The organism is Micromonospora sp. NBRC 107095, from assembly GCF_030269705.1.
Taxonomy (GTDB): domain Bacteria; phylum Actinomycetota; class Actinomycetes; order Mycobacteriales; family Micromonosporaceae; genus Micromonospora; species Micromonospora parva.
Window position 1 is genome coordinate 231,430 of sequence record NZ_BSTU01000002.1, and the last position, 14,944, is coordinate 246,373.

15 protein-coding genes and 1 pseudogene are annotated in these 14,944 nt (G+C 71.6%); 9 read left to right on the plus strand and 7 right to left on the minus strand.

The window, feature by feature from the left end; genetic code table 11:
- Positions 1-23 precede the first annotated feature (23 nt).
- Together QSK15_RS13355 and QSK15_RS13360 are read right to left on the minus strand one after the other, a co-directional pair.
- Positions 24-983 carry a DNA polymerase domain-containing protein gene (locus tag QSK15_RS13355; RefSeq protein WP_285794545.1) on the minus strand — a complete coding sequence of 320 codons (960 nt, stop codon included), beginning with the start codon at positions 981-983 and terminating at the stop codon, positions 24-26.
- 31 nt (positions 984-1,014) lie between these two features.
- Positions 1,015-2,499 carry an MFS transporter gene (locus tag QSK15_RS13360; protein ID WP_285794546.1) on the minus strand — a complete coding sequence of 495 codons (1,485 nt, stop codon included), beginning with the start codon at positions 2,497-2,499 and terminating at the stop codon, positions 1,015-1,017.
- Between the two features lie 143 nt (positions 2,500-2,642).
- On the opposite strand from QSK15_RS13360, the gene QSK15_RS13365 reads away from it, so the two are divergent.
- From QSK15_RS13365 to QSK15_RS13375, 3 genes are all read left to right on the plus strand, one after another.
- On the plus strand, positions 2,643-3,008 hold the full coding sequence (locus tag QSK15_RS13365; protein WP_285795110.1) for a winged helix-turn-helix transcriptional regulator: 366 nt from the start codon (positions 2,643-2,645) through the stop codon (positions 3,006-3,008).
- Positions 3,009-3,108: 100 nt separating this feature from the next.
- The gene (locus QSK15_RS13370; RefSeq protein ID WP_285794547.1) at positions 3,109-3,696 is read left to right on the plus strand and encodes a TetR/AcrR family transcriptional regulator; all 588 of its coding nucleotides are present in this window, start codon (positions 3,109-3,111) and stop codon (positions 3,694-3,696) included.
- A complete protein-coding gene (locus QSK15_RS13375) occupies positions 3,696-5,927 on the plus strand; it encodes an MMPL family transporter (RefSeq protein WP_285794548.1) in 2,232 nt (743 codons plus the stop codon). Before QSK15_RS13370 ends, QSK15_RS13375 begins: the two co-directional genes overlap by 1 nt.
- Positions 5,928-5,990: 63 nt before the next feature.
- Here QSK15_RS13375 and QSK15_RS13380 read toward each other — a convergent pair whose 3' ends face one another.
- Positions 5,991-7,247 carry an erythromycin esterase family protein gene (locus QSK15_RS13380; RefSeq protein WP_285794549.1) on the minus strand — a complete coding sequence of 419 codons (1,257 nt, stop codon included), beginning with the start codon at positions 7,245-7,247 and terminating at the stop codon, positions 5,991-5,993.
- 127 nt (positions 7,248-7,374) lie between these two features.
- Here QSK15_RS13380 and QSK15_RS13385 point away from each other — a divergent pair, with 127 nt between their 5' ends.
- Positions 7,375-7,566: a DUF2795 domain-containing protein gene (locus QSK15_RS13385; protein ID WP_285794550.1), complete on the plus strand. Its 192-nt coding sequence runs from the start codon at positions 7,375-7,377 to the stop codon at positions 7,564-7,566.
- A 112-nt stretch (positions 7,567-7,678) separates the two neighbouring features.
- On the opposite strand, the gene QSK15_RS13390 is transcribed toward QSK15_RS13385, so the two are convergent.
- Complete coding sequence (locus tag QSK15_RS13390) at positions 7,679-8,578, minus strand: Gfo/Idh/MocA family protein (RefSeq protein ID WP_285794551.1); 900 nt, start codon at positions 8,576-8,578, stop codon at positions 7,679-7,681.
- Positions 8,579-8,881: 303 nt separating this feature from the next.
- Here QSK15_RS13390 and QSK15_RS13395 point away from each other — a divergent pair, with 303 nt between their 5' ends.
- From QSK15_RS13395 to QSK15_RS13405, 3 genes and pseudogenes are all read left to right on the plus strand, one after another.
- Complete coding sequence (locus QSK15_RS13395; protein ID WP_285794552.1) at positions 8,882-9,244, plus strand: cupin domain-containing protein; 363 nt, start codon at positions 8,882-8,884, stop codon at positions 9,242-9,244.
- A gap of 137 nt (positions 9,245-9,381) precedes the next feature.
- Positions 9,382-9,759, plus strand: coding sequence for a hypothetical protein (locus tag QSK15_RS13400; RefSeq protein ID WP_377617162.1), 378 nt, complete (start codon positions 9,382-9,384; stop codon positions 9,757-9,759).
- A pseudogene (locus tag QSK15_RS13405) lies at positions 9,752-10,248 on the plus strand (hypothetical protein). The gene QSK15_RS13400 and the pseudogene QSK15_RS13405 overlap by 8 nt, the downstream one beginning before the upstream one ends.
- Here the strand turns inward: QSK15_RS13405 and fabG are convergent.
- A complete protein-coding gene (gene fabG / locus QSK15_RS13410; protein ID WP_285794555.1) occupies positions 10,221-10,979 on the minus strand; it encodes a 3-oxoacyl-ACP reductase FabG in 759 nt (252 codons plus the stop codon). The pseudogene QSK15_RS13405 and the gene fabG overlap by 28 nt on opposite strands.
- Positions 10,980-11,090: 111 nt before the next feature.
- Positions 11,091-12,743: an alpha-amylase family protein gene (locus QSK15_RS13415; RefSeq protein WP_285795111.1), complete on the minus strand. Its 1,653-nt coding sequence runs from the start codon at positions 12,741-12,743 to the stop codon at positions 11,091-11,093.
- A 57-nt stretch (positions 12,744-12,800) separates the two neighbouring features.
- Between QSK15_RS13415 and QSK15_RS13420 the strand changes: the two genes are divergently transcribed.
- Both QSK15_RS13420 and QSK15_RS13425 read left to right on the plus strand, forming a co-directional pair.
- Complete coding sequence (locus tag QSK15_RS13420; RefSeq protein WP_030333085.1) at positions 12,801-13,415, plus strand: DUF1349 domain-containing protein; 615 nt, start codon at positions 12,801-12,803, stop codon at positions 13,413-13,415.
- 57 nt (positions 13,416-13,472) lie between these two features.
- Positions 13,473-14,144 (plus strand): DedA family protein, encoded by a 672-nt coding sequence (locus QSK15_RS13425; RefSeq protein ID WP_285794556.1) that lies wholly within the window; start codon positions 13,473-13,475, stop codon positions 14,142-14,144.
- 6 nt (positions 14,145-14,150) lie between these two features.
- On the opposite strand, the gene QSK15_RS13430 is transcribed toward QSK15_RS13425, so the two are convergent.
- Positions 14,151-14,897: a YidC/Oxa1 family membrane protein insertase gene (locus tag QSK15_RS13430; protein ID WP_285794557.1), complete on the minus strand. Its 747-nt coding sequence runs from the start codon at positions 14,895-14,897 to the stop codon at positions 14,151-14,153.
- Positions 14,898-14,944 lie beyond the last annotated feature (47 nt).

The following is a 14,944-nucleotide window of genomic DNA, read 5'->3' on the forward strand; positions in this document are numbered from 1 at the left end:
ACGCGGGCGGGCCGACCAGCCGGTCAGCCGGCCTCGCGGCGGGCGCGTGCCCGGCGCTTCCCCTCGTGCATGGCCTGCACCCGGGCCACCGGGATGGTCCGGCCCTCGGCGACCAGGTCGGCGGGGAGCGGTTGCGCTGCCGGCATCAGCGCGGCCCACCGGTCGCCGTCGGCGAGCAGTGCGGGCGCGCTCCGGATGGTGAAGTCGGCGGGGGTCACCTCGGGCAGGTCGGCCCAGTCGACCGGGAACGAGACCGGCATCCCGGGGCGCAACCGAGGGCTGTACACGGCGGCCACTGTCGCCCCGCCCGCCCGGGTGGCGTCCACGAAGACCCGGCCACCCCGGTCCTCCCTGATGTACGCCGTGGTGGCCAGCGCCGGGTCGAGCCGCTCGGCGCGGACGGCGAGCGCCCGGGTGGCGGCGGCCATCTCCTCGGCCGTTGGCTCGTCGGTCACCGGCACGAAGACGTGCACCCCCTTGGCCCCGCTGGTCTTGACCGCTCCGGCCAGGCCGGCGTCGGCGAGCGCCTGCCGGACCAGCAGGGCGGCGCCGACCGCCGCGCGGAACCCGTCGCCCTCCGGCGGGTCCAGGTCGAGCACCAGGTGAGTCGGGCGGTGCAGATCCGCCGTGGTGGCCAGGGTCGGGTGGTACTCCACCGCCCGCTGGTTGGCGAACCAGAGCAGGGTGCGGCGGTCGTCGCAGAGGGCGTACGAGATCTCCCGGTGCGACGCCTCCGCCCACACCGCTGCCCGGCGGACCCAGTCCGGGGTGTACCGGGGCAGGTTCTTCTGCATGAACGGCGGCTGGCCGGGGCGGACCCTGATCACCGACAGCGGCCGGCCCCGCAGGTGCGGGAGGATCCGGTCCGCGACCGCGTCGAGGTAGTCGACAAGGTCACGCTTTGTCGCGTCGTCGCGGTCGGACAACGGCTGGTCCAGGTTGGTCAGGGCCACGCCGTCCCGGGTCTCGTCAGCCTCGCTCACCCGCCCACCCTCCCGGCCGGACCGCCGCCGGTCAACCGGACGCGGCGCTTCGGTACGGATCGGTTCCGGTACCCACCGCGGCAGTGTCGGACGGATCGGCGGCCGACGGCGGCCCGGCCGCCAGTCGGGGCACTGCGGTCAGCGCCACCAGCCACGCGGCGAGAACCAGACCGGCGGCCACGGCGAACGCGGTCCGGTAGCCGCCGGCGAGCGCGGCGGTCTCGGCCCAGCCGGCGGCCCGCAGCCCGTCGCTGCGGGCGGCGGCCAGGGTGGCCAGCGCGGCCAGGCCGACCGCGCCGCCGACCTGTTGGGTGGTGTTGGCCAGGCCGGAGGCGAGCCCGGCGTCCGTGTCGGTAGCGCCGGCCATGGCCAGTGTGGTGACCGCCGGCAGGGTCAGGCCGCCGGCCACGCCGAAGAACAGCATCGCGGGAAGCACGTCAGCGACGTAGGCCCCGTCGGCGGGCAGCCGGGCGAGCAGGAGGAAGCCGACTGTCGCCAGGACGAGCCCGACCAGCAGGACCCTGCGGGCACCCCACTGGGCGATCAGCCGACCGGCCAGACCGAGCGAGACCACCGCGATCACGACCGGGGTGGGCAGGAATGCCCAGCCGGTCGCGGCGGCGTCCAGCCCCAGCACCAGTTGCAGCTCCACAGCGAGCAGGAACTGGAATCCGAAGTACGCGCAGACCATCAGGAACTGCACGGCGTTTGCCGCCACCAGACCCCTGACGCGCAGCACCCGGGGCGGCACCAGCGGGGTCGGCGCGACCCGTTGGCGCAGCGTGAACCCGCCGAGCAGCAGCGCCGCGAGGGCCATCGCGCCGAGCGTCCGAGGGCTGGTCCAGCCGTGCTCGCCCGTTCCTACGATGCCCAGCACGGCGGCCATCAGGCCGGCGGTGGCGAGCAGCGCGCCGGGCACGTCCAGGCCGGCCCGCAGGCCGATCCCCCGCTCGGCCGGGAGCCGGCGGAGGGCGGCGATGAGGATGACCGCCCCGATCGGCACGTTGACCAGGAAGATCGTCCGCCAGCCGGCGGCCTGGGTGAGCACCCCTCCGGCGACAGTGCCGACCGACGCGCCGGCCGCGCCGGTGAAGCTGAAGATGGCGATGGCCCGGGCCCGTTCGGCCGGTTCGGGGTAGAGCCGGACGATCATGCCGAGGCTGACCGCCATGGCCAGCGCGCCGCCGACGCCCTGCCCGAACCGCGCGCCGACCAGCAGCGCCGGCCCGGTGGCGACGGCGCAGGCCAGCGAGGCCACTGTGAACAGCGCGACGCCGGCCAGGAAGACCCGCCGTCGGCCCAGCAGGTCGCCGAGCCGACCGGCGAGCAGCAGCAGTCCGCCGAACGCGACCAGGTAGGCGTTGACCACCCAGGCCAGGCCGGCGGCGGTGAAGCCCAGGTCGCGTTGCACGGCGGGCAGCGCCACCGCGACGACTGTGCCATCCAGAATGATCATCAGGCTGCCGGCGCAGAGCACCAGCAGCGCCGGCCAGCGGGGTGGGACGACACGCTCCACGAGTACCTCCTTGGTGCACGGTTTGTTACCGAGGCCATCGTCTGTGACCATGAGCCGGAGCGGAAGGAGGCACTGTTGTGTCCCAGAGGAACAGCGATGTGTCCGCGCAGGTGGAGGCCGAGTTCACCTGCGCGCCCGGGAACGTGCCGTTCACCGAGGGGCAGGCCCGCGCGTGCACCGTCCGCGAGGTGCTCGACCGGGTCGGCGGCAAGTGGAGCATCAGCATCCTGGTGTCCGCCTCGCACGGCCCGGTGCGCTTCACCGAGCTGGAACGGCACGTCGAGGGCATCAGCCGCCGGATGCTCACCCTTACCCTGCGCAACCTGGAACGGGACGGCCTGCTGCACCGCACCGTCTATCCGACCGTCCCACCCAAGGTCGAGTACACCGCGACCCCGATGGCGCTGGAGCTCTACGAGTCGCTGGTGGCGCTCACCAGTTGGGCCGAGCGGCACCGCCGGGCCATCGCCGAGGCGCGGACCAGGTACGACGCCGAGCACGCCGGATAAACCCGATCACGGTGTGGTGAACGCCACCGCTTCCCTCTGACCGATCGGTCAGGGTCTGACCGATCGGTCAGGCATGCTGGTTGCGGGAGGTGGACCGACCATGGTCAGAGCGGTGTCCGACACGCACGGTGAGATTCTCGCCGCGGCGGCTCGGCAGTTCACGGTGAGCGGCTACCGGGGCACCTCCCTGCAGGACATCGCCCGTGAGGTCGGCTGCTCCAAGGCCACCGTTCTCTACCACTTCGCCAACAAGGAAGCCCTGCTCGCCGAACTGATGGCTCCGGCGATCGGCGTGCTGCGGGACCTCGACGACCGGCTCACCGGCCTGACCGGAGCGGCCGCGCAGGAGGTCGCCGCCCAGGGCTTCGTCGACCTCGCGGTCCGGTTCCGGCGGGAGATCGCCGTGCTGCGCGGCGAGTTCCCGGAGCTGCTGTGCCAGCCGGCCTTCGCGCACATCCAGCAGATCTCCGACCGGCTGCGCGACGCGTTGGCCGGGCACTCCGACCGGCCGGGCGCGCGGATCGCCGCGCTGGTGCTGCTCGCCGGGATCTCCGAGGCGTGCGGCGAGTTCGCCGACATCACCGACGACGACCTGCGCTCCGCCCTGCTCACCCTCGTCCGGCGGGCCGTCGAACCCGTCGACGCGGCCCTGCCCCAACAACCCACGACCGAGGACAAGGACTCCTGATGGCCACCCTGCTCTACCGGCTCGGCCGGGGCGCGTTGCGCCGGCGACGGCTCGTCGTCGCGCTCTGGCTCGTCGTACTCGTCGTCGCCGGCCTGGCCGCGGCGACCCTGCGCGGCCCGACGGCGAGCAACTTCACCATGCCCGGCACCGAGAGCCAGCGCGCGCTCGACCTGCTCAGCGAGCAGTTCCCCGCAGCCAGCGGCGCCACCGGCACCATCGCGGTCAAGGCCCCGGCCGACGGCCAACTCGCCACCCCTGAGGGCCAGGCCGTGGTGCAGGAACTGGTCCAGGAGGCCTCGGCACTGCCCGGCGTGGTCGGCGCAGTCAACCCGTTCCAGGTCGGCGCGGTCTCCCCCAACGGCCGGTACGCGCTGGTCCAGGTCCAGTTCGCCAGCGGCGGTGACGAGGTGACCGACGAGCAGCGCACCGCGTACGAGGAGGTCGGTGCCGCCGTCGAGGCGAAGGGTTGGCAGGTCGCCCCGGGTGGCGAGGTGCTCGGCGGTGAGCCGGAGATCGGCTCGACCGAGGCGATCGGCGTCCTGGTCGCCGCGATCGTCCTGATCATCACGTTCGGCTCCCTGGTGGCCGCCGGAATGACCATGCTCAACGCGCTGATCGGCGTGGGCGTCGGCATGGCCGGGCTGTTCGCGCTGAGCGGTGCCATCGAGTTGACCAGCACCGCGCCCATCCTGGCGCTGATGCTCGGCCTCGCCGTCGGCATCGACTACTCGTTGTTCATCACCTCCCGGCACCGACAGAACCTGCTCGAAGGTCTCTCCCCCGAGGAGGCGGTCGGCCGGGCCGTGGGTACCGCCGGTTCCGCAGTGGTCTTCGCGGGCGCCACGGTTGTCATCGCCCTCGCCGGCCTGGCCGTGGTGAACATTCCGTTCCTCACCGTGATGGGTCTCGCCGCCGCCGCGACTGTCACCATCGCCGTGCTCGTGGCGATCACCCTCCAGCCCGCGCTGCTCGGCTTCGCCGGCCACCGGGTGCTCCCGCGCCGGCTGCGTGCCGTGTCCACCACACGCGTGACCGGCGGCGTCGGCACCGACGAGGACGACACGGACGTCACCGACCGGCCGGCCGCGACCACGACCGAGGACCGCAACGGGTTCGGCTTCCGCTGGGCGCGACTGGTCACCCGGTTCCGGGTGCCGGTCATCCTGGTCTCGCTGCTCGGCCTGGGCCTGCTCGCACTGCCCACGCCGGACATGCGGCTGGCCCTGCCCGACGCCGGTACGGCGACCGTGGGCTCACCGGCCCGGGTGGCGAGCGACCTGACCACCGAGGGCTTCGGTCCGGGCTTCACCGGCCGGCTCGCGGTGGTGGTGGCGGGCGACGACGCGCAGGCGACCGCCGCCGCCGTGCCGCAGGTGACCGCGATGATCCAGCGCACCGAGAACGTCCTCGCGGTAGCGCCGCCGCAGCTGAGCCCGGACGGTCGGACCGCGCTGCTCGGCGTGGTGCCGAAGACCGGCCCGACCGACGAGGCCACCGAGACGCTGGTGCACGACGTCCGCGACGCGGTCGGCGGGGTCAAGGGTGCGGAGGTGCTGCTCACCGGCGCCACGGCGATCGGTATCGACGTCTCGGAAAAGCTCTCCGACGCGCTGCCGATCTACCTGCTGCTGGTCGTCGGGCTCTCGGTGCTGCTGCTGATGCTGGTGTTCCGCTCGCTGCTGGTGCCACTGAAGGCGGCACTGGGCTTCCTGCTCACCGTTGCCGCCACGTTCGGCATCACGGTGGCGATCTTCCAGCAGGGTCACCTCGCCGACCTGGTCGGCCTGGACACCCCTGCCCCGCTGGTCAGCTTCCTGCCCATCCTGCTGATCGGCATCCTGTTCGGGCTGGCCATGGACTACGAGGTGTTCCTGGTCTCCCGGATGCGGGAGGACTTCGTGCACGGCGACACCGCGCGTGAGGCCACGATCAGCGGCATGGGCCACGGCGCCCGGGTGGTCACCGCCGCCGCGCTGATCATGATTTCCGTCTTCGGCGGTTTCGTGTTCCTCGACGACCCGATCATCAAGTCGATGGGCTTCGCGCTCGCCATCGGTGTCGCCATCGACGCGTTCGTGGTCCGGATGACCATCGTCCCGGCGGTGATGTCGCTCCTCGGCGACCGCGCCTGGTGGCTGCCCCGCTGGCTCAACCGCGCCCTGCCGAACGTGGACATCGAGGGTGAGGGCCTGCGCACCCACCTCGGGGACCGCACGCCGACGCACGTCTGACCCATTGACGGTGGAGGTGTGGTGCCCGTCGGGCACCACACCTCCACTGCGGTAACCGCCTTCTCAGACGCCTGCCGGATAGGTCTCCATCTCACCGGGGGCGGCCGGCACCGGTAGCGGGTGCAGGGCGCTGGTGTCGTCGCACCAGATGAAGGCGTCGTAGCGTTCGCCGATCCGGGTCGGCACGTAGTTGCCCCAGGACTCGAACGACGGGTCGTAGACCACCCCGATCGCCCGGTGGTCCACCGTGTCGGTGACCCAGCCCGGCTGGTCGTCGCCGCCGAAGATCAGCACGGCCCGCTCCGGCATCAGCTCGTGCAGCCGCCGCTCGATCGACCCCTCCCGGGCCGGGGGTACCACCATCGCCTCGGCCGGCGAACCCCAGCGGGGTGCGGCGATCGCCGTGCCCCGGTACGTACCGAAGCCGATCAGGGCGACCGCGTCCTCGCCGTGCCGCTCCCGAGCCAACTGGCCGATGTTGACCATCCCGTCGGCGGTCATGTCGGTGGCCCGTGCGTCCCCGACGTGCGTGTTGTGCGCCCAGACGATGCCCCGGGCGTCGGGGCCGTACCGGTCCAGCAGCCGGTCCAGGGTGTCCTGCATGTGGGTGTCGCGGATGTTCCACGAGTCCGGCCCACCGGCCACCATCGCCCGGTAGTAGCGCTCCGCGCCGGCCACCACCTCCGCGTTCTGCCAGGCCGAGAAGCGGTCCGGGCCGTCGGAGAGGGCGTGTTCGCGGGTCCGGGCGAGCAACCGGACGACCTCCTCCTCGCAGCGGGCCGAGACGAACCGGCTGGCTGCGCCGTACTCCTCGACCCGCTTGCCGTACGGCTCGAAGCAGCGGTACGCGTCCTGCGCCGCCTCCAGCGACTTCGGGTCCTCCTCCCCCAGGTAGTCGAAGATCGCCTGCATCGACTCCCAGAGGCTGTACACGTCGAGCCCGTGGAACCCGGCCCGTTGCTCCTCGGGCCGCTCCACGTTCCAGGCCCGCAGCCAGCTGGCGAAGCGGGCCACCTCGGCATTGGCCCACATCCAGGTCGGCCATCGCTCGAACTCGGCGAGCGCGAGCTGCGGTTCGAGCGCGCCGCCCGGCGCGGCCGTCACCGACCGGTGCACCCGGTCACAGTCGGGCCAGTCGCCCTCCACGGCGACGAAGGAGAACCCGCACTCCGCGATCAGCCGGCGGGTGAGCTGCTCACGCAACCGGTAGTAGTCGTAACTGCCGTGGGTGGACTCCCCGATCATCACCACCCGGGCGTTGCGAACGCGCTCCAGCAACGGGTCGAAATCGCTCGGCGCGCCGAGCCGCTGAACCAGCATGCCAGCGGCTACCCGGCCGCCGCTGCGACAAACCGTGGGCGCGTCGCGGGCCGACACGCCGCCGCCGGGCCGTCGCGGGTGCCAACCACACCGGTGTACGACCACCGCGAACGGGTAGCCGGCCGACATGACCGTCACCGGGGTGCAGTTGCAGGAGTACCTGGCCGGGCTCGACTACCCGGTCTCGCGGGAGGACCTGATCCGCTGGGGCCAGGAGAACGGCGCCAGCACGGAGATGTTGCAGATGCTGCAGGCGCTACCCCCGGAGCAGTTCAACTCCCCCGACGAACTGAACGCCGCCCTACCCACCCCCACCTAACCACCCCAACCCACCCCCGGTGATCATGAGGTTATTGTCCTCTGCCACGGCGTGTCGCGCCGCTAACTTCATGATCACCGGGGCCGATGGGTGGGTGGGGGTTGGGGGTTGTTCAGGGGAGGGGGATGGTGCGGGATTCGGTGCGGGCGGTTTCGGCGGCGGCGAGGATGGTCACGACCTCGCGGCCGAAGCGGACGTCGCAGCGGTGGTCCCGGGTGCCGGCGCGCACCTGTTCGATCAGTTGGTCGATGGCGACGCCGAACGCGGTGGCGGGGTCGTTCTCCCCGGACGGGACGTTCTCGATGCCGTTCTCGCCGTAGAACACGAACTCCCGGGCCATCGACTCGGTCGGGGCATCCAGCGAGAGCGAGGCGCTGCTGGTGGCACCGCCCTCGTGGGTGAGCAGCAGGTGCACCATCCCGCTCGGTCCGTTCATCGCCGCCACCCGCGTCACCCGACCCAGCACCGGCAGGAGGATCGACAGGGCGTGCGGGGCGATGTCCCAGAGCGCTCCGTGCTCCCGACGCCACAACGAGCCGCCGTACGGGCTGCCGTCCTGGAAGATCGAGGCGAACGCGGTGGTCCGACCGTGCTGCCAGCCCCCGGCGGCGGCGGTGGCGGCGAGGAACGAGGTCACGTTCGGCTGGAACCGCTGGGTGAAGAAGACGACCGAGGCGACCCCGGACTCCTCGGCTGCGGCCACGACGCGGTCGGCGTCGGCCACGCTGAGCGCCAACGGCTTGTCCAGCAGCAGGTGCCGGCCGGCGCGGGCCGCCCGGACCGCGATGTCGGCCTGGATGTCCGGCGGCAGGGCGACGGCGATCGCCTCGCACTGCTCGATCAGCGCGTCGACGTCGGCGTAGGCGGGCACCCCGTACCGTTCGGCCAGCGCGGAGGCCCGCTCCGGGTTGCGACCCCACACCCCGACAAGTTCCGCGTCGGGATGGGCGTGCAGTGCCTTCCCGTGCGTCTCGATCGCCCAGTGACCGGTGCCGAACAAACCGAACCGCACGTGTACCTCCGCTGTTTCCCCGCACCGCGGCAACGCCACGGACGTGATCCACGCTAGTCGCCCCGGCGGCCATACCGACGGCGGGTTCGACCAATCGAAGCAGCCCACCTTCGTTTCGAGGACACCGTCGAGCCGCGGACGGCGGACGGCGGACGGCGGACGGACGCCGGTGCACCGATGGCGCCGGTGGGCTGACGGCACCGTCCCGCGCCTCTCGGCGACGTCAGGTCCGATCGGCCTCTCGGCGACGTCAGGTCCGATCGCCGCCGGACACCCCGGGGGCGGCGCGGCAGTGTCGACGACATGCCAACGACGAATCCAGCGGCGGCCAGCGGTGCCGTGACGTTTGAACACTGGTACGACTTCGCCGAGGGCGGCCCCGTGCACCGCGCGCTGCTGCCGTTCCCATTGACGGCGCCCGCGCCGTTCGAGGTCGCGCGCTGGTCGGTGGCCCCGAACACGTCCAACGACCTTGATGTCCATCGGTCCCGCGAAGTGTGGATCATCGTCTCCGGAAGCGGGACGTTGACGTTCGCCGACCAGACGGCGGTGCTGCGGGCCGGGGACGTCACGGCGTTCGAGAGCAGGGTGCCGCACCAGATCCGCAACGACGGACCGGACCCGCTCGTCGCCATCTCCGTCTACTGGCTGCCGGCCGGCGACTGACGCCACCCGGGAGGCGGGGGAACGGGAACCGGGGACGCCTCGACCGGCCCTCGTCACACGCGGAGAGGCAGAGCACCCGCTTACTACGACGGTTAGTAGGCTGTGCCGGTGACCGAGGCAACGACCGGGTGGATCCGGTGAATTCGCCGGTGGACGGGCTCGTCGCGACCGTACCGATCGTGCTGTCGCTGCTCGTCGCGGTGTGGGCGCTGGTGGCGGCGGTACGCCACCGGCCGCCGGACCGGGTGCAGTTCGTCGGTCTGGCCGTACTCGAAGTGGCGTTGCTGGTGTTGACAGTGGTGGCGCTCGTCGCGGTCGGTGGCGGGGAGCGGCCCGGCGAGCCCGGTGCCTTCTTCGGCTACCTGGTCACGCTGGTGTGCCTGCCGCCACTGGCCTGGGTGCTGGCCCGGATGGAACCGACCCGCTGGGGATCGGCGATCGTGTGCGCGGTCTGCCTGGTGGCCCCGGTGGTGGTGGTCCGGTTGCAGCAGACCTGGGAGGTGCTCGGTGGTTGAGACGGCGCAAGCCCCCAGGCGTACGAACTCCGGCCCGGGTCGGCTGTTGATCGCGGTCTACCTGCTCTTCGCGATCGCGGCGACCAGTCGGGCCGGGCTGCAGATCGCCACCAAGTTCGACGAGGCCCCGGTGGCGTACCTGCTCTCCGGGGTGGCCGCGCTCATCTACATCGTGGCGGCGGTGGGGTTGGCCCGCGCCGGCCACGCCGGCCGGCGGGTCGCGCTGGCCTGCTGCTCCGTGGAACTGGTCGGGGTGGTCGCGGTCGGCATTCTGAGCCTGGTCGACAGGGAGCTTTTCCCGGACGAGACGGTCTGGTCGGGGTTCGGCAGCGGGTACGGCTACATCCCGCTGGTGCTGCCGGTGCTCGGCCTGATCTGGCTCTGGCGCACCCGCCGCGCGGCGGCCTGACCCGGCGACGAGGGCGTCCCGCCCAGCGGAGCGCCCTCGTCGGCAGTGCGGGTCAGTCCCGGGGGCCGCCCGCGACGTAGATGACCTGACCGGAGACGAAGCCGGCACCCTCGCTCGCCAGGAACGAGATCGTGTGCGCGACGTCCTCCGGCCGACCCGGGCGACGGACCGGGATCTCGGCGGCGGCGTGCTTCTGGAAGTCGTCGAAGTCGACCTTCATGCGGGCGGCGGTGGCGGCGGTCATGTCGGTGACGATGAAGCCCGGCGCGACCGCGTTCACCGTCACCCCGAACGGACCCAGTTCGATGGCGAGCGTCTTGGTGAAGCCCTGGAGGCCGGCCTTGGCGGCGGCGTAGTTCGCCTGGCCCCGGTTGCCCAGCGCAGAGGTGCTGGAGAGGTTGACGATCCGCCCCCACTTGCGCTCCACCATGTGCTTCTGGGCGGCCTGGCTGAACAGGAACGCGCCGCGCAGGTGCACCCCCATCACCGTGTCCCAGTCGGCGTTGGTCATCTTGAACAGCAGGTTGTCGCGGAGCACACCGGCGTTGTTGACCAGCACGGTGGGCGCGCCCAGTTCGGTGGCGATCCGGGCCACCGCCGCCTCGACCTGGTCGCGGTCGGAGACGTCGGCGCCCACCCCGAGCGCCCGGCCGCCGGCGGCGGCGATGGCGTCCACCGTCTCCTTGGTGGCGGCCTCCTCGATGTCGACCACGGCGACGGCCATTCCGTCGGCGGCCAGCCGCCGGGCGGTGGCCGCGCCGATGCCGCGTGCGGCTCCGGTGACGATGGCGACGCGGGGCTCCTCCGACATGATTACCTCCGGGTAACGTGGGGTCGATCGAAGGAGCTTAACCTTCCACTGCTAGTTATCGGTGATGACCATGGCTGCCACGCGCTCCGCGACACACCGGATCGCCGTGCCTCAGAAGCCCCGGCCCCGGCAGAGCCGGATCCACCGGTATCCGTGGCCGGAGACCTTCACCGCGCCGAGCTTGCCCAGCTCGCCGTAGCCACGGTCGGCGAGCACGTCGATCGGCTGGTCAGCCTCCGGCTCGAGACTGCTGAGGTCGACCTCCACGTCGTCGGTGCCCAGGTTGTGCAGGAAGACCATCGTGCCCGTCGGCCCGTCGGCCCGGTGCGCGAGCACGCCGGGCGGCATCGCCACGTCGATGTGGGTCGTCGAGCCGGAGCCGATCTCCGGAGCCTCCCGCAGCGTACGGATCATGCGCTCGAACCAGCCGAGCAGCGACCTCGGGTCGCCCCGCTGGGCGGTGACGTTGACGTTCTGGTAGCCGAACTCACCCTTGTCGATAACCGGGCGGACCAGCTTCTCCGGGTCCGCCGTGGAGAAGCCGGCATTCGGCTGGAACGACCACTGCATCGGGGTACGGATCGCCTCCCGACCGGGCAGCGACAGATCCTCGCCCATCCCGATCTCCTCGCCGTAGCGCAACACCGGCGTGCCGCGCATCGAGAACTGCAGGGCGTACGCCAGTTCGATGCGCCGCCGGTCGTTACCGAGCATCGGGGCGAACCGGCGACGGATGCCCCGGTCGTAGATGCGCATGTTCTCGTCCGGGCCGAACTCCGCGTACACCTGGTTGCGTTGTTCGGTGGTGAGCCGGGACAGGTCGATCTCGTCGTGGTTACGCAGGAAGGTGGCCCACTGCCCACCGACCGGCAGCTTCGGGGTGTCGCGCAACGCCTCGATCAGCGACTCCGGATCCTGCCGGGCGAGGGCCAGCATGAGTCGGCCGTTGAGCATGAAGTCGAAGAGCATGTGGATCCGGTTGCCGGAGCCGCTGGCGTCGCCGAAGAACGTCGGTAGCTGGTCCGGCTCGACGTTCGCCTCGGCCAGCAGGACGGCGTCACCGCGACGCCACTGGACGTGCTGGCGCAGCTCGGTGAGGAACTCGAAGTCCTTCGGGGAGTTCGGGTTGCCGGGCTCGGTCAGCTCGATGATGAACGGCACCGCGTCCATTCGGAAGCCGGAGACACCGAGCTGGAGCCAGAACGACATGATCTTCTTGACCTCGGCCCGGACCTGCGGGTTGGCGAAGTTGAGGTCGGGCTGGAACTTGTAGAACCGGTGGTAGAACCACGCCTTGGCGGTGCGGTCGTAGCTCCAGGTCTCGTTCTGTTCGCCGGGGAAGACCATGCCCTGGTGCCGGTCGTCCGGCTCGCTGTCGGACCAGACGAACCAGTCCCGGTACGGCGAGTCCGGCGACGAGCGGGCGGACTGGAACCACGGGTGCTCGTCGGAGGTGTGGTTGACCACCAGGTCGATGATCACCCGGATGCCCCGGTTCTGCGCCTGGTGCAGCAGCTCGGCGAAGTCGCCGAGGGTGCCGAAGCGCGGGTCCACGTTGTAGAAGTCGGTGACGTCGTAGCCGTCGTCGCGGTTCGGTGACGGGTGGATCGGGTGCAACCACAGGCAGGTCACGCCGAGCCGGGCCAGGTAATCCAGCCTCCCGATCAACCCACGGATGTCACCGACCCCGTCGCCGTCGGAGTCGGCGTACGTGTCGATGTCGAGGCAGTAGACGACGGCTTCGGAATACCAACGGTCACCCATGCCGGAGAAACATCTCCGATCGATCACCGCGGCAAACCCTTGGTTATCGTGCCTGTCATGGGAAACGACCTGGTACCGCCGAGCGAACCGTTGGACTGGTCCCGGGGTGCCTGGCTGCACCCGCCGGTACGCGTCGAGGAGGGCCCGGCCGGTGAGCTGGTCGTCGAGCCGGCGGCGGACAGCGACTTCTGGCGCAGGACCAGCTACGGCTTCGTCCACGACAACGGCCCGGCCCTGCTGGCACCGCTGCCGGTGGACACCGCCATGGAGGTGAGCTTCCGGCTCGACTTCTCGGCGCAGTTCGACCAGGCCGGCGCGTTCGTCCGCGTCGACGAGCGCACCTGGACCAAGGCCGGCGTCGAGATCAGCGACGGGGAGGTGCAGCTCGGCGCGGTGGTGACCCGGGAGTTCTCCGACTGGTCGGTGGGGCCGGTGCCGGAGTGGGCGGGTCGGGAGGTGACCGTCCGGGTCAGCCGGGCCGGCGACGCGCTGACGGTCCGCGCCCGGGTCGACGACGAGCCGTGGCGACTGGTCCGGCTCGTCCCGCTGGACCCGGCGGCGGACGCAGTGGCCGGCCCGTTCTGCTGCGCCCCGTCCCGCGCCGGGCTGACAGTGGTGTTCACCGGCTGGCGGCAGGGGCCGGCGGACACCGCCCTGCACCCGGAGGTGTAACGACCGCTCCGGTGGGTATGACCGTACGATCCCGAGCACCGACGCGGAAGGACGACAATGGCGTACGCCCAGGCTGGCGACCCGTCCGAGTTCACCGGGTTGACCGGCTGGGTGGCCTCGGTGATCGAGGTGATGGGCCCGGTCGGCGTGGCGCTGCTGGTGGCGTTGGAGAGCATCGTCCCGCCGATCCCCAGCGAGGTCGTGCTGGCGATGGCCGGTTTCCTGGCCCACGAGGGCGAGTTCAACGTCGTGGTGGTGGTGCTGGCCGCGACGGTCGGCTCGCTGGTCGGGGCGTTGGTGCTCTACTGGCTGGGCGCGGCCCTCGGCGAGGAACGACTCAAGCGCTGGTTGGACCACATCCCGTTGGTGGACCGCGACGACCTGGAGAAGGCCGACAGGTGGTTCGAGCGGCACGGCCGGTGGGCGGTGCTGATCGGCCGGGTGGTGCCGGTGGTCCGCAGCCTGGTCTCCGTGCCGGCCGGTGCCAACCGGATGCCGCTCGGCGAGTTCATCCTGCTCACCACCATCGGCAGCGGGGTGTGGAACGGTCTCATCGTGGGCGCCGGTTACGCGCTCGGAAGTCGCTGGCAGGACGTCGAGCGCTACAGCGACTGGTTCAACTACGCGATCGTCGCGGTCTTCGCCGTCATGGTGGCCAGTTGGGTGATCCGTAAGGTCCGCAAGCGTCGGGACCGCGGCGACCGGCGGTCGGTGACCGCCGGCCGCTGATCCGCGTCAGCGCCCACCCGGCGCCGGAACGGCCTGCGGGCGGCGGAGCACCGCCTGCTCGATGGCCGACCACACGCTCGTGGTCACCAGGTAGATCACCGCGGCGAGCGGCAGCACCAGCGCCACCAGCACCGTCGTGAACGGCAGCAGGGGCAGCAACCGGCCGAGCGTGGCCGCACCCGGCCCCTCGGTCGGCGTACCGGCCACCGTGCCCACCGCCGCCGACGCCCGGCGGGCCCGCCGCGACGACCACCAGGCCACCGCCAGCAACACCACCAGCAGTACGCCGAAGAGCGGCCCGGCCGCCCCGGTCAGCCCGTCGCTGAGATGGTGACCCAGCCGCACCCCGGCCAGCCGCTCGTCCAGCAACCCGGTGCCACCCTCGCTGGTGCTGAACAACCGGTACAGCACCAGCAGGAACGGCGCCTGAAGGAGCAAGGGCAGGCAGCCGGCGATCGGGTTCGCGCCGGCCTCGCGGTACAACGTGAACACCTCGCGCTGAAGCGTCGCCGGGTCGTCGGCGTACCGCTGCTGAAGGTCGCGCACCTGCGGGGCGAGCGCCGCGCGACGCCGCTCGCCGCGGACCTGCGCGACGGTCAGCGGCGAGATCAGCAGCCGGACGGCGATGGTGAAGAGCACGATGGCGGCGGCGGTCGCCGCGCCGCCGGCCAACGGTTCGAGCAGCTCGGTGAGCCAGGACAGCGCGCTGCCGGCAGCGCCGACAACGTCGTGCAGTGGTGCGAAGGCAAGCATGGGAAACCCCTCGGTCCGATTCCGGTGAGGCCTCCCCCGGGCGGTAT